Source organism: Paracoccus sp. (in: a-proteobacteria) (assembly GCF_039808215.1).
Taxonomy (GTDB): Bacteria; Pseudomonadota; Alphaproteobacteria; order Rhodobacterales; family Rhodobacteraceae; genus Paracoccus.
In genome coordinates this window covers 1-12,477 of record NZ_JBDHSP010000079.1, presented here as the reverse complement: position 1 = coordinate 12,477, position 12,477 = coordinate 1, and the positions used below count along the sequence as shown (strand labels likewise).

Here is a 12,477-nt window from a genome sequence, read left to right as displayed (position 1 = left end):
AGAGCGGCGCGATAGGCGACAACGGCTTCCTCGAGCCGCCCGGTGCCGCTCTCCCGCTCGCCCAGGCTCAAAAGCGCGTTGCCGAGGTTGTTCTGCGTCCCTGCCCAGTCGAGCGGGACGCGGGCGCGGGTATTTTCCTCGAGAGCGGCGCGATAGGCGACAACGGCTTCCTCGAGCCGCCCGGTGCCGCTCTCCCGCTCGCCCAGGCTCAAAAGCGCGTTGCCGAGGTTGTTCTGTACTGCGCCGCGAACATCTGCATCCTGTGCCCGGTTCAGGGCCAGTCTGCCGAGTTCGATGGCAACTTCGAGATCCAGATTGACGCCCTGATCCCTGCCTCGTGTATACCAGACATCCCATTCCTGCCAGATGCGCGCAAAACGATCCTCGGCAGGCGTCGTGAGGTCGATCTTCTCGACAATCCTGCGGGCGGCACTGGCGGTATCCCCGCGCAGCAGATCCTCCTTAATCCCGGCTTCGAGCAGTTCTGCCTGCGCCACAGCCATCGCGGCCTGGGCCTCCCTCAGCTTCGCAAGCGCTTCGTCCACGGTTGCTGCCGCGTCCACGTGCTGGCCGGTGCGGGACAGCTTGGCAACCTGCTGGAGGACCTCATCCACGAAGGGGCCGGCCTCGCTCGGCGCATTGCCGCGTCGTTGCACGTCGATGGCAATGCCGACGACACGATCAAGTTCGACCTGCGCCTGGTCGAATGTTTCCGTGTTGGGTGCTATCCGCTGGGCCAATTCGATGATGGCCTTCTCCTGTATGCCAAATTGCCGGGCCTGATCAGCGAGGCGCCGGTCGATCCCCTGCAGGAGCGCGATGATCTTCTCCTGCTCTGGGGATGTGTCGTAGCAGTTGACGATGGTGTCTCTCACATTGCCGCCGGCAGCGACGCCGCAACCAGAGACGCTGGCCTCCTGCGCCCCGGCAGCGGTCATCGTGAGGGCAAGCATCGCTGCGGCGAACAATGCTTTCATGGAGTGCTCCGAACAGGAGGTCGGCTTTCGGATACGGTCTGTTCGCTTTACTCTGGAAATCACCTTCACACGGGTGGTGACATCTAGATATTAGCACGAGTAATCATAGGCTGCGGGCCATTCTACGTCATGGATCTTGATGGGAATTGCTGCCCCAATCTCGCGAAATCCGCAGCTGAACACCGGCGAGCCAGCAACCCAACGCTTTCCGCGGTGATGGAACATGCATGGGCCGCCCCATATCGCGACAAGAGCAGGATTTATGTATTCCTCCCGCTTTTGCGGGCGAGCGACATTCTGGACTTGTTCCAGAATGTCTAGTGAGTACACATTACACATAAATCCTGCTCTTGAGAAAGCGGAGGGGGCCACATGACCATGCTCATCGCCGACCTGGATGATCTGTTCCGCCGCCGCGGCGGGCCAGCCTTCAAGGGCTTCGGGAAGTCCTTTGCCATCATGCGCGTCGCCAAGATCAAGACCCTCGGCAATATGGGGGCCAGCCTCCAGCACACCTTCCGTGAACGCGAGACCCCGAACGCCGACCCGCGCCGGCTGACCGAGAACACGGTCCTGGCAGGCCCGGACACCGCACATGCCGTGCTCGACACCTGGCACAGGCGGGCGCCCGAGAAGATCCGCAAGAATGCCGTCCACGGTCTGGAGTATTTCGTTGGCGGCTCTCCGGAAGCCATGCGGGCCATGACCAGGGAACAGCAGGATGCCTATTTCGCCGATGCCCTCGCATGGCTCCAAAAGCGCCATGGGGCCGAGAATATCCTCTCTGCCGTGGTCCATCGTGACGAAATCACCCCCCACATGACGGTGATGACCATCCCCCTCGATGCCAGGGGCAAGCTCAACGCCCGGAGCTTCGTTGGCTCTCGCAAGGACCTTTCAGAGCTGCAGACAGGCTTTGCCGCCGAGGTCGGGGCGGCCTATGGCCTCGAACGCGGCCAGATCCGCAGCACGGCCACCCACGAGCGTGTCAAGCGGGTCTACGGCTACATGCAGGACCCGCCTATGGCCGTAGCGCTGCCAGAACGCGGCACAGGCGGCCTTCTGGGCCTTGGCGGGGAGTCAGAGCAGAAATACCGGGAACGCGTCTCTGCGGGCCTTACAGAGGGGCTGACGGGCATTGTCCTGCGTCAGGGCATGGCCGAGCGGAAAGCCAAGGATCAGATCGACGGGCTCACGCGCCAGCTCGACCTGGCCGAGAGGCAGGCGGCAGACAATCAGCACGCCTTCGACACACTGGCAGGGATCCTTGCCGCCTACGAGGCCTCAGGCCGCACCCAGGAGCTGGTGGATACGGTCTACGACTACAAACAGGCCCAGCAGGCCGCGCATGAGCGCCAGCAAGCCGGGATCGAGGCAGAACGGCAGCGCCAGCTTCACGAGCTGACCAGGCGACAGGAACTGGACCACGAGCGCCGCGCCAAAGCCCTGCGCAAGGAACAGAAGCTAGCAGCAGACCGCCGGCGCGACAGGGGTCTAGACCTGGATCTGTGATCAGACTGGAAGTTACGGGCCGTCGGTCGATTTGGTCGCAGCGGACGTGACCGCACTGGATCGTGCCCGCTTTGATGTCAGACGGGCGGCAGAGGCTCCGAAGCCTGCACCTGTTTCCTAGCCCGAACCGGAGCCGAAACCGGTCCCGCCGAAGCCCTATTCCGGGCCCTCCGGTCCCGGATTTTAACCCAAAACTTCATTGGAAAAGGGGCGCAGCCCTTCTTGTTCTATAAGTTCTTATAGTTCAGGCAGGAATTATAGAATAATTACAATGTTTTGCGCGTCTATCGGCCACGTTTGGGGCCGCAAAAGCCACGTTTGGGGCCGCAAAAGCCACATATCGGGCGGAAATTGTCCATTGACAGGCCACGTATTGGGTTGAAATTAGTGGCCTATGGGAAAGACACTCGACGTTGCCCGCGACCGGGCCTTTGACCGGACTGCGACCGTGCTGCCCGCCGAGGTGGCGCGGGGGGTCTACATGCGCAACGCACCCAGCTTGCAGGCTCTAAAGCTGATGCACCTGATGATCGGCACTGCGGGCGGACGCATGGCCGATGAGGTCCAGCACGAATTGCGACTGTCGGACATTCGCCAGATCGAGGGGATGCGGAACCATGACCGGGCCAGCCTGACCCCGCTGTTTCAGGAACTGGCGGCGGCGGTGCTGACCCATGACGACCCGGAAAAGCAGGTCGTGACCATCGGCGGCCTGCTGGACGAGGCCCGGATCGACTACCGGCATGAGGTCAGCGGCGATCTGCTGGTGACATGGTGGTTTCGCCGGACCTTCCGACGCATGGCCGCGGAATCGAACCATTGGGCGATCCTCGACCGCCAGACCGTGTTCCACCTTGGTAGCCGGTATTCCGTGCTGTTGTTCCAGCACATCGCCAGCCTCGTGAACCTCGACCACATCACCGCCAAGACCTTCAGCATTCCCGAACTTCGGGCGGTTCTGGGCATCCCAGAGGGCAAGCTGGCGCGGTTTTCGCACCTGAATGACCGGGTGATCAAACATGCCATTGCCGAGATCAACCAGCTTTCCCGGCTGACCCTGACGGCCACGCCGAACAAGATCGGACGCACGGTAGCCAGCGTTACCATCGGCTGGCAGGTGAAGGACGATCTAGCCCCGGCCAAGCGGGAATTGCAGGGCCACAGCGCGGGCCGGAAGGCCCGGCGCAACGGCTCGGCCGAGACGGTGGCACGGTCCTTCCCGGCAACAGGCGGGATCGAGTTCGACCAGCATTGGCGCGACCTGAAGCGGGCAGCGGGCTGCAGCATGGACAACACCATGATTGCCGACAAATTCCGGGCATGGTGTGCCGGGAAGGGCCTCGCCCTCGATGCTCGGAATATCGAGCAGGCATTCAGCAGCTTTTGCGCCAAGGTGGGCAAGATATGAGTGGCATCACCAGTGTAACCCTGAAACCGTCTCGGTGAGATCGTGCGAGACCCCATGCGCTACACCCTTGGAGCTGCTGCAAAAGCCACCGGAAAGAGCAAGACGACCATCCAGAGGGCTATCGCCAAAGGTCAGATTTCAGCCGAAAAAAAGAGTGGCAGCGGCTATTCCATCGACCCGGCAGAGCTTCATCGTGTCTTTCCGGTGGTCAGCGGTGATACCGTCTCGCGCGACTCCAAATTGGACACTACGCGACCCCCTGATGAGACCCCTGAACTGCGGGCAAAGATCGAGGCGTTGGAGGCCATGCTGGCCCGTGAACGCGAGGCTCTGGACGAGGTGCGCGCCGACCGGGACGCATGGAAAAAACAGGCCACGGCACTTCTAGCTGCGCCGCCGAAGCGCCGGGGTTGGTGGCCTTGGAGGCGCGGGTGAGTTTGAACCCTCATTGACCAATGCTACACTTTACACAAATGACAGCAATGCATGTGCGGTCCCAAACAGGCAGGTGAACCGCGAAGCCGCTGGTCACTTCCTGTTGGTGCTGGTGCGCTCAATCTCGGCCAGCATGGCGCGGCGCAGGATCGCGTTCATCCGGGTCTGGTAGCCTTTCCCCTGTGATTTGAGCCACGCCAGCACATCGGAGTCCACCCGGACCGTGGTTGCGGTCTTGGTAGGCTTGTAGAACGGGCTGCGAACGGCGCTTTTCCAGAAGGCATCGTCCAGCGGGGGAATGTCGCTGGTGTCGATCTGGTCCTCCGGCATTGCCGCCAGCGCCTCGATTTCGGCCTTCTGCGCATCGGTCAGGGGCGGCAGGTTGCGCAGATCGACCTCATAGCGAACGGTTTTGCTCATAGCGTTTCCTTTCTTTCGGATCGGCCCGACGCGCCGAGATGATGCGGATCACTTCCATGCCGTCCTCGTCGTCCCAGACGGTGTGTGCCACCAGCAGCAATAGATAGCCTTCCACGAGACCCAGCGTTTGCCAGCGGTATTCCCCGCCCTCGATGCGGTCCTGCTCGACCAGAGCGAATGGGTCTGCGAAGGCACGGGCGGCAACCGGGAAACTCACGCGGTGCTTTCGGAGGTTGCTGTCAGCCTTCTCCGGATCCCATTCGAATCTTAGCTTCATCCGATAATGTTACTACATTTTTATAATAACGCAATGTGCTGCCACCCGCCGCGCCGGTCGCTCGATACTTGTGGTCTCACTCCCCCGAACGCGCGCAGATCGCAGTGGACAGTATGATGCCCGGAGTGACGGTGGCGGATGTTGCGCGACAGCACGGGGTCACGCGGTGGCAGGTCTATGACTGGCGCCCATAGCTGCGCTCAGGTGAGCTATTTGCTGTCTTGCGGTTCTGGCGTCTCGGTCGGCTTCGGGTCATGGTTGGGTGTCGATACTGTGCTGCCACTGACATCCCCGCAGGCGGAGATTCCGGTCCCTTCCGTTTGGGCGATGCAGTCCCCGCGGCCAAAGAGTGCCACCGCGCCAAGGATCAGCAGCCCGAGCGCAAGCACGATCCACGCGATCACCGGAGTCGAGACGTTGGTGATGTTACCGCCAGCCTGTATCGGCCTGCCAGCGGCGATGCCATGCTCGCCCTGGGCCGTTGGCGGCGGAGATTTTTGGGAGCTTGAGAGCCGGGTCCATGCCACCCAGAGAGCGCCTATGACTGTAGCCGCCCCACCGCCGTAGAAGGCCAACGTGCGCTGGATTTCGGGATCACTCAACAGTTGCCACATCAGATATAACCTCCCGTTTAGTTCTCCATTTTTTCTGCCTCAGATGCTCGGCGTTCGATCAGAAGATTAAGAGTTTGGTCGAGGTTGTTCTGTGCCCCTGCCCAAGCGAGCGGGACGCGATCTCGGGTCCATTCCTCGAGGGCGGCGCGATAGGCCGAAACGGCCTCCTCGAGCCGCCCGGTGCCGCCCTCCCGTTGGCCCAGGCTCAAAAGCGCGTTGCCGAGGTTGTTCTGTGCCGTCGCCCAGTCGAGCGGGACGCGATCTCGGGTCCATTCCTCGAGGGAGGCACGATGGGCGGCAACGGCTTCCTCGAGCCGCCCGGTGCTGCCCTCCCGTTGGCCCAGGCTCAAAAGCGCGTTGCCGAGGTTGTTCTGTACTGCGCCGCGAACATCTGCATCCTGTGCCCGGTTCAGGGCCAGTCTGCCGAGTTCGATGGCAACTTCGAGATCCAGATTGACGCCCTGATCCCTGCCTCGTGTATACCAGACATCCCATTCCTGCCAGATGCGCGCAAAACGATCCTCGGCAGGCGTCGTGAGGTCGATCTTCTCGACAATCCTGCGGGCGGCACTGGCGGTATCCCCGCGCAGCAGATCCTCCTTAATCCCGGCTTCGAGCAGTTCTGCCTGCGCCACAGCCATCGCGGCCTGGGCCTCCCTCAGCTTCGCAAGCGCTTCGTCCACGGTTGCTGCCGCGTCCACGTGCTGGCCGGTGCGGGACAGCTTGGCAACCTGCTGGAGGACCTCATCCACGAAGGGGCCGGCCTCGCTCGGCGCATTGCCGCGTCGTTGCACGTCGATGGCAATGCCGACGACACGATCAAGTTCGACCTGCGCCTGGTCGAATGTTTCCGTGTTGGGTGCTATCCGCTGGGCCAATTCGATGATGGCCTTCTCCTGTATGCCAAATTGCCGGGCCTGATCAGCGAGGCGCCGGTCGATCCCCTGCAGGAGCGCGATGATCTTCTCCTGCTCTGGGGATGTGTCGTAGCAGTTGACGATGGTGTCTCTCACATTGCCGCCGGCAGCGACGCCGCAACCAGAGACGCTGGCCTCCTGCGCCCCGGCAGCGGTCATCGTGAGGGCAAGCATCGCTGCGGCGAACAATGCTTTCATGGAGTGCTCCGAACAGGAGGTCGGCTTTCGGATACGGTCTGTTCGCTTTACTCTGGAAATCACCTTCACACGGGTGGTGACATCTAGATATTAGCACGAGTAATCATAGGCTGCGGGCCATTCTACGTCATGGATCTTGATGGGAATTGCTGCCCCAATCTCGCGAAATCCGCAGCTGAACACCGGCGAGCCAGCAACCCAACGCTTTCCGCGGTGATGGAACATGCATGGGCCGCCCCATATCGCGACAAGAGCAGGATTTATGTATTCCTCCCGCTTTTGCGGGCGAGCGACATTCTGGACTTGTTCCAGAATGTCTAGTGAGTACACATTACACATAAATCCTGCTCTTGAGAAAGCGGAGGGGGCCACATGACCATGCTCATCGCCGACCTGGATGATCTGTTCCGCCGCCGCGGCGGGCCAGCCTTCAAGGGCTTCGGGAAGTCCTTTGCCATCATGCGCGTCGCCAAGATCAAGACCCTCGGCAATATGGGGGCCAGCCTCCAGCACACCTTCCGTGAACGCGAGACCCCGAACGCCGACCCGCGCCGGCTGACCGAGAACACGGTCCTGGCAGGCCCGGACACCGCACATGCCGTGCTCGACACCTGGCACAGGCGGGCGCCCGAGAAGATCCGCAAGAATGCCGTCCACGGTCTGGAGTATTTCGTTGGCGGCTCTCCGGAAGCCATGCGGGCCATGACCAGGGAACAGCAGGATGCCTATTTCGCCGATGCCCTCGCATGGCTCCAAAAGCGCCATGGGGCCGAGAATATCCTCTCTGCCGTGGTCCATCGTGACGAAATCACCCCCCACATGACGGTGATGACCATCCCCCTCGATGCCAGGGGCAAGCTCAACGCCCGGAGCTTCGTTGGCTCTCGCAAGGACCTTTCAGAGCTGCAGACAGGCTTTGCCGCCGAGGTCGGGGCGGCCTATGGCCTCGAACGCGGCCAGATCCGCAGCACGGCCACCCACGAGCGTGTCAAGCGGGTCTACGGCTACATGCAGGACCCGCCTATGGCCGTAGCGCTGCCAGAACGCGGCACAGGCGGCCTTCTGGGCCTTGGCGGGGAGTCAGAGCAGAAATACCGGGAACGCGTCTCTGCGGGCCTTACAGAGGGGCTGACGGGCATTGTCCTGCGTCAGGGCATGGCCGAGCGGAAAGCCAAGGATCAGATCGACGGGCTCACGCGCCAGCTCGACCTGGCCGAGAGGCAGGCGGCAGACAATCAGCACGCCTTCGACACACTGGCAGGGATCCTTGCCGCCTACGAGGCCTCAGGCCGCACCCAGGAGCTGGTGGATACGGTCTACGACTACAAACAGGCCCAGCAGGCCGCGCATGAGCGCCAGCAAGCCGGGATCGAGGCAGAACGGCAGCGCCAGCTTCACGAGCTGACCAGGCGACAGGAACTGGACCACGAGCGCCGCGCCAAAGCCCTGCGCAAGGAACAGAAGCTAGCAGCAGACCGCCGGCGCGACAGGGGTCTAGACCTGGATCTGTGATCAGACTGGAAGTTACGGGCCGTCGGTCGATTTGGTCGCAGCGGACGTGACCGCACTGGATCGTGCCCGCTTTGATGTCAGACGGGCGGCAGAGGCTCCGAAGCCTGCACCTGTTTCCTAGCCCGAACCGGAGCCGAAACCGGTCCCGCCGAAGCCCTATTCCGGGCCCTCCGGTCCCGGATTTTAACCCAAAACTTCATTGGAAAAGGGGCGCAGCCCTTCTTGTTCTATAAGTTCTTATAGTTCAGGCAGGAATTATAGAATAATTACAATGTTTTGCGCGTCTATCGGCCACGTTTGGGGCCGCAAAAGCCACGTTTGGGGCCGCAAAAGCCACATATCGGGCGGAAATTGTCCATTGACAGGCCACGTATTGGGTTGAAATTAGTGGCCTATGGGAAAGACACTCGACGTTGCCCGCGACCGGGCCTTTGACCGGACTGCGACCGTGCTGCCCGCCGAGGTGGCGCGGGGGGTCTACATGCGCAACGCACCCAGCTTGCAGGCTCTAAAGCTGATGCACCTGATGATCGGCACTGCGGGCGGACGCATGGCCGATGAGGTCCAGCACGAATTGCGACTGTCGGACATTCGCCAGATCGAGGGGATGCGGAACCATGACCGGGCCAGCCTGACCCCGCTGTTTCAGGAACTGGCGGCGGCGGTGCTGACCCATGACGACCCGGAAAAGCAGGTCGTGACCATCGGCGGCCTGCTGGACGAGGCCCGGATCGACTACCGGCATGAGGTCAGCGGCGATCTGCTGGTGACATGGTGGTTTCGCCGGACCTTCCGACGCATGGCCGCGGAATCGAACCATTGGGCGATCCTCGACCGCCAGACCGTGTTCCACCTTGGTAGCCGGTATTCCGTGCTGTTGTTCCAGCACATCGCCAGCCTCGTGAACCTCGACCACATCACCGCCAAGACCTTCAGCATTCCCGAACTTCGGGCGGTTCTGGGCATCCCAGAGGGCAAGCTGGCGCGGTTTTCGCACCTGAATGACCGGGTGATCAAACATGCCATTGCCGAGATCAACCAGCTTTCCCGGCTGACCCTGACGGCCACGCCGAACAAGATCGGACGCACGGTAGCCAGCGTTACCATCGGCTGGCAGGTGAAGGACGATCTAGCCCCGGCCAAGCGGGAATTGCAGGGCCACAGCGCGGGCCGGAAGGCCCGGCGCAACGGCTCGGCCGAGACGGTGGCACGGTCCTTCCCGGCAACAGGCGGGATCGAGTTCGACCAGCATTGGCGCGACCTGAAGCGGGCAGCGGGCTGCAGCATGGACAACACCATGATTGCCGACAAATTCCGGGCATGGTGTGCCGGGAAGGGCCTCGCCCTCGATGCTCGGAATATCGAGCAGGCATTCAGCAGCTTTTGCGCCAAGGTGGGCAAGATATGAGTGGCATCACCAGTGTAACCCTGAAACCGTCTCGGTGAGATCGTGCGAGACCCCATGCGCTACACCCTTGGAGCTGCTGCAAAAGCCACCGGAAAGAGCAAGACGACCATCCAGAGGGCTATCGCCAAAGGTCAGATTTCAGCCGAAAAAAAGAGTGGCAGCGGCTATTCCATCGACCCGGCAGAGCTTCATCGTGTCTTTCCGGTGGTCAGCGGTGATACCGTCTCGCGCGACTCCAAATTGGACACTACGCGACCCCCTGATGAGACCCCTGAACTGCGGGCAAAGATCGAGGCGTTGGAGGCCATGCTGGCCCGTGAACGCGAGGCTCTGGACGAGGTGCGCGCCGACCGGGACGCATGGAAAAAACAGGCCACGGCACTTCTAGCTGCGCCGCCGAAGCGCCGGGGTTGGTGGCCTTGGAGGCGCGGGTGAGTTTGAACCCTCATTGACCAATGCTACACTTTACACAAATGACAGCAATGCATGTGCGGTCCCAAACAGGCAGGTGAACCGCGAAGCCGCTGGTCACTTCCTGTTGGTGCTGGTGCGCTCAATCTCGGCCAGCATGGCGCGGCGCAGGATCGCGTTCATCCGGGTCTGGTAGCCTTTCCCCTGTGATTTGAGCCACGCCAGCACATCGGAGTCCACCCGGACCGTGGTTGCGGTCTTGGTAGGCTTGTAGAACGGGCTGCGAACGGCGCTTTTCCAGAAGGCATCGTCCAGCGGGGGAATGTCGCTGGTGTCGATCTGGTCCTCCGGCATTGCCGCCAGCGCCTCGATTTCGGCCTTCTGCGCATCGGTCAGGGGCGGCAGGTTGCGCAGATCGACCTCATAGCGAACGGTTTTGCTCATAGCGTTTCCTTTCTTTCGGATCGGCCCGACGCGCCGAGATGATGCGGATCACTTCCATGCCGTCCTCGTCGTCCCAGACGGTGTGTGCCACCAGCAGCAATAGATAGCCTTCCACGAGACCCAGCGTTTGCCAGCGGTATTCCCCGCCCTCGATGCGGTCCTGCTCGACCAGAGCGAATGGGTCTGCGAAGGCACGGGCGGCAACCGGGAAACTCACGCGGTGCTTTCGGAGGTTGCTGTCAGCCTTCTCCGGATCCCATTCGAATCTTAGCTTCATCCGATAATGTTACTACATTTTTATAATAACGCAATGTGCTGCCACCCGCCGCGCCGGTCGCTCGATACTTGTGGTCTCACTCCCCCGAACGCGCGCAGATCGCAGTGGACAGTATGATGCCCGGAGTGACGGTGGCGGATGTTGCGCGACAGCACGGGGTCACGCGGTGGCAGGTCTATGACTGGCGCCCATAGCTGCGCTCAGGTGAGCTATTTGCTGTCTTGCGGTTCTGGCGTCTCGGTCGGCTTCGGGTCATGGTTGGGTGTCGATACTGTGCTGCCACTGACATCCCCGCAGGCGGAGATTCCGGTCCCTTCCGTTTGGGCGATGCAGTCCCCGCGGCCAAAGAGTGCCACCGCGCCAAGGATCAGCAGCCCGAGCGCAAGCACGATCCACGCGATCACCGGAGTCGAGACGTTGGTGATGTTACCGCCAGCCTGTATCGGCCTGCCAGCGGCGATGCCATGCTCGCCCTGGGCCGTTGGCGGCGGAGATTTTTGGGAGCTTGAGAGCCGGGTCCATGCCACCCAGAGAGCGCCTATGACTGTAGCCGCCCCACCGCCGTAGAAGGCCAACGTGCGCTGGATTTCGGGATCACTCAACAGTTGCCACATCAGATATAACCTCCCGTTTAGTTCTCCATTTTTTCTGCCTCAGATGCTCGGCGTTCGATCAGAAGATTAAGAGTTTGGTCGAGGTTGTTCTGTGCCCCTGCCCAAGCGAGCGGGACGCGATCTCGGGTCCATTCCTCGAGGGCGGCGCGATAGGCCGAAACGGCCTCCTCGAGCCGCCCGGTGCCGCCCTCCCGTTGGCCCAGGCTCAAAAGCGCGTTGCCGAGGTTGTTCTGTGCCGTCGCCCAGTCGAGCGGGACGCGATCTCGGGTCCATTCCTCGAGGGAGGCACGATGGGCGGCAACGGCTTCCTCGAGCCGCCCGGTGCTGCCCTCCCGTTGGCCCAGGCTCAAAAGCGCGATGCCGAGGTTGTTCTGTGCCGCCGCCCAGTCGAGCGGGACGCGATCGCGGGTCCATTCCTCGAGGGAGGCACGATGGGCGGCAACGGCCTCCTCGAGCCGCCTGGTGCCGCCCTCCCGCTCGCCCAGGCTCAAAAGCGCGTTGCCAAGGTTGCTCTGTGTCATTGCCCAGGAGAGCGGGACGCGGGCGCGGGTCCGTTCCTCGAGGGAGGCGCGATGGGCGGCGACAGCCTCCTCGAGCCGCGCGGTGCCGCCCTCCCGCTCGCCCAGGATCGAAAGCGCAGTGCCGAGGTTGTTCTGTACCGTTGCCCAATCGAGCGGGACGCGGGCGCGGGTCCATTCCCCGAGCGCGGCACGATAGGCAGCGACAGCCTCCTCGAGCCGAGCGGTGCCGCCCTCCCGCTCACCCAGCCTGGAAAGCGCGTTGCCGAGGTTGTTCTGCGTCATTGCCCAGGAGAGCGGGACGCGGGCGCGGGTCCATTCCTCGAGGGCGGCGCGATAGGCGACAATGGCCTCCTCGAGCCGCCCGGTGCCGCTCTCCCGCTCGCCCAGCCTCGAAAGCGCAGTGCCGAGGTTATTCTGCGTCATTGCCCAGTCGAGCGGGACGCGATCGCGGGTCTGTTCCTCGAGAGCGGCGCGATAGGCGACAACGGCTTCCTCGAGCCGCCCGGTGCCGCTCTCCCGCTCGCCCAGGCTC

17 protein-coding genes are annotated in these 12,477 nt (G+C 62.4%); 8 read left to right on the top strand and 9 right to left on the bottom strand.

The features are described from left to right. The coding region (locus WMK75_RS16440) for a hypothetical protein (RefSeq protein ID WP_347268685.1) at positions 1-977 on the bottom strand (977 nt) is incomplete at its 3' end. A 372-nt stretch (positions 978-1,349) separates the two neighbouring features. Between WMK75_RS16440 and mobV (WMK75_RS16435) the strand changes: the two genes are divergently transcribed. The 3 genes from mobV (WMK75_RS16435) (at position 1,350) to WMK75_RS16425 (ending at position 4,332) form a co-directional block, all read left to right on the top strand. Beyond that, positions 1,350-2,489: a MobV family relaxase gene (gene mobV / locus WMK75_RS16435; RefSeq protein WP_347268683.1), complete on the top strand. Its 1,140-nt coding sequence runs from the start codon at positions 1,350-1,352 to the stop codon at positions 2,487-2,489. Positions 2,490-2,883: 394 nt separating this feature from the next. Next, on the top strand, positions 2,884-3,897 hold the full coding sequence (locus WMK75_RS16430) for a replication initiation protein (protein ID WP_347268682.1): 1,014 nt from the start codon (positions 2,884-2,886) through the stop codon (positions 3,895-3,897). Between the two features lie 54 nt (positions 3,898-3,951). Then, positions 3,952-4,332 (top strand): hypothetical protein, encoded by a 381-nt coding sequence (locus WMK75_RS16425; RefSeq protein ID WP_347268681.1) that lies wholly within the window; start codon positions 3,952-3,954, stop codon positions 4,330-4,332. A gap of 93 nt (positions 4,333-4,425) precedes the next feature. Here WMK75_RS16425 and WMK75_RS16420 read toward each other — a convergent pair whose 3' ends face one another. Together WMK75_RS16420 and WMK75_RS16415 are read right to left on the bottom strand one after the other, a co-directional pair. Then, positions 4,426-4,752, bottom strand: a complete 327-nt coding sequence (locus WMK75_RS16420; protein WP_347268680.1) for a BrnA antitoxin family protein — start codon at positions 4,750-4,752, stop codon at positions 4,426-4,428. After that, positions 4,730-5,029 carry a BrnT family toxin gene (locus WMK75_RS16415; RefSeq protein WP_347268679.1) on the bottom strand — a complete coding sequence of 100 codons (300 nt, stop codon included), beginning with the start codon at positions 5,027-5,029 and terminating at the stop codon, positions 4,730-4,732. Before WMK75_RS16415 ends, WMK75_RS16420 begins: the two co-directional genes overlap by 23 nt. A 35-nt stretch (positions 5,030-5,064) precedes the next feature. Here WMK75_RS16415 and WMK75_RS16410 point away from each other — a divergent pair, with 35 nt between their 5' ends. Further along, positions 5,065-5,223: a transposase gene (locus WMK75_RS16410; RefSeq protein ID WP_347268678.1), complete on the top strand. Its 159-nt coding sequence runs from the start codon at positions 5,065-5,067 to the stop codon at positions 5,221-5,223. A 15-nt stretch (positions 5,224-5,238) separates the two neighbouring features. Here the strand turns inward: WMK75_RS16410 and WMK75_RS16405 are convergent, their stop codons facing one another. Continuing rightward, on the bottom strand, positions 5,239-5,643 hold the full coding sequence (locus tag WMK75_RS16405; protein ID WP_347268677.1) for a hypothetical protein: 405 nt from the start codon (positions 5,641-5,643) through the stop codon (positions 5,239-5,241). Positions 5,644-5,660: 17 nt separating this feature from the next. Continuing rightward, positions 5,661-6,758 (bottom strand): tetratricopeptide repeat protein, encoded by a 1,098-nt coding sequence (locus WMK75_RS16400; RefSeq protein ID WP_347268684.1) that lies wholly within the window; start codon positions 6,756-6,758, stop codon positions 5,661-5,663. Between the two features lie 372 nt (positions 6,759-7,130). On the opposite strand from WMK75_RS16400, the gene mobV (WMK75_RS16395) reads away from it, so the two are divergent. From mobV (WMK75_RS16395) to WMK75_RS16385, 3 genes are all read left to right on the top strand, one after another. Continuing rightward, positions 7,131-8,270 (top strand): MobV family relaxase, encoded by a 1,140-nt coding sequence (gene mobV, locus WMK75_RS16395; RefSeq protein WP_347268683.1) that lies wholly within the window; start codon positions 7,131-7,133, stop codon positions 8,268-8,270. A gap of 394 nt (positions 8,271-8,664) precedes the next feature. Continuing rightward, the gene (locus WMK75_RS16390) at positions 8,665-9,678 is read left to right on the top strand and encodes a replication initiation protein (RefSeq protein ID WP_347268682.1); all 1,014 of its coding nucleotides are present in this window, start codon (positions 8,665-8,667) and stop codon (positions 9,676-9,678) included. Positions 9,679-9,732: 54 nt separating this feature from the next. Continuing rightward, the gene (locus WMK75_RS16385) at positions 9,733-10,113 is read left to right on the top strand and encodes a hypothetical protein (protein WP_347268681.1); all 381 of its coding nucleotides are present in this window, start codon (positions 9,733-9,735) and stop codon (positions 10,111-10,113) included. Positions 10,114-10,206: 93 nt separating this feature from the next. Here the strand turns inward: WMK75_RS16385 and WMK75_RS16380 are convergent, their stop codons facing one another. Together WMK75_RS16380 and WMK75_RS16375 are read right to left on the bottom strand one after the other, a co-directional pair. Beyond that, positions 10,207-10,533 carry a BrnA antitoxin family protein gene (locus WMK75_RS16380; protein ID WP_347268680.1) on the bottom strand — a complete coding sequence of 109 codons (327 nt, stop codon included), beginning with the start codon at positions 10,531-10,533 and terminating at the stop codon, positions 10,207-10,209. Then, the gene (locus WMK75_RS16375) at positions 10,511-10,810 is read right to left on the bottom strand and encodes a BrnT family toxin (protein WP_347268679.1); all 300 of its coding nucleotides are present in this window, start codon (positions 10,808-10,810) and stop codon (positions 10,511-10,513) included. The genes WMK75_RS16380 and WMK75_RS16375 overlap by 23 nt, the downstream gene beginning before the upstream one ends. 35 nt (positions 10,811-10,845) lie before the next feature. Here WMK75_RS16375 and WMK75_RS16370 point away from each other — a divergent pair, with 35 nt between their 5' ends. Further along, positions 10,846-11,004 (top strand): transposase, encoded by a 159-nt coding sequence (locus WMK75_RS16370; protein ID WP_347268678.1) that lies wholly within the window; start codon positions 10,846-10,848, stop codon positions 11,002-11,004. Positions 11,005-11,019: 15 nt separating this feature from the next. Here the strand turns inward: WMK75_RS16370 and WMK75_RS16365 are convergent, their stop codons facing one another. Together WMK75_RS16365 and WMK75_RS16360 are read right to left on the bottom strand one after the other, a co-directional pair. Then, the gene (locus WMK75_RS16365; RefSeq protein ID WP_347268677.1) at positions 11,020-11,424 is read right to left on the bottom strand and encodes a hypothetical protein; all 405 of its coding nucleotides are present in this window, start codon (positions 11,422-11,424) and stop codon (positions 11,020-11,022) included. Between the two features lie 17 nt (positions 11,425-11,441). Further along, the coding region (locus WMK75_RS16360) for a tetratricopeptide repeat protein (protein WP_347268676.1) at positions 11,442-12,477 on the bottom strand (1,036 nt) is incomplete at its 5' end.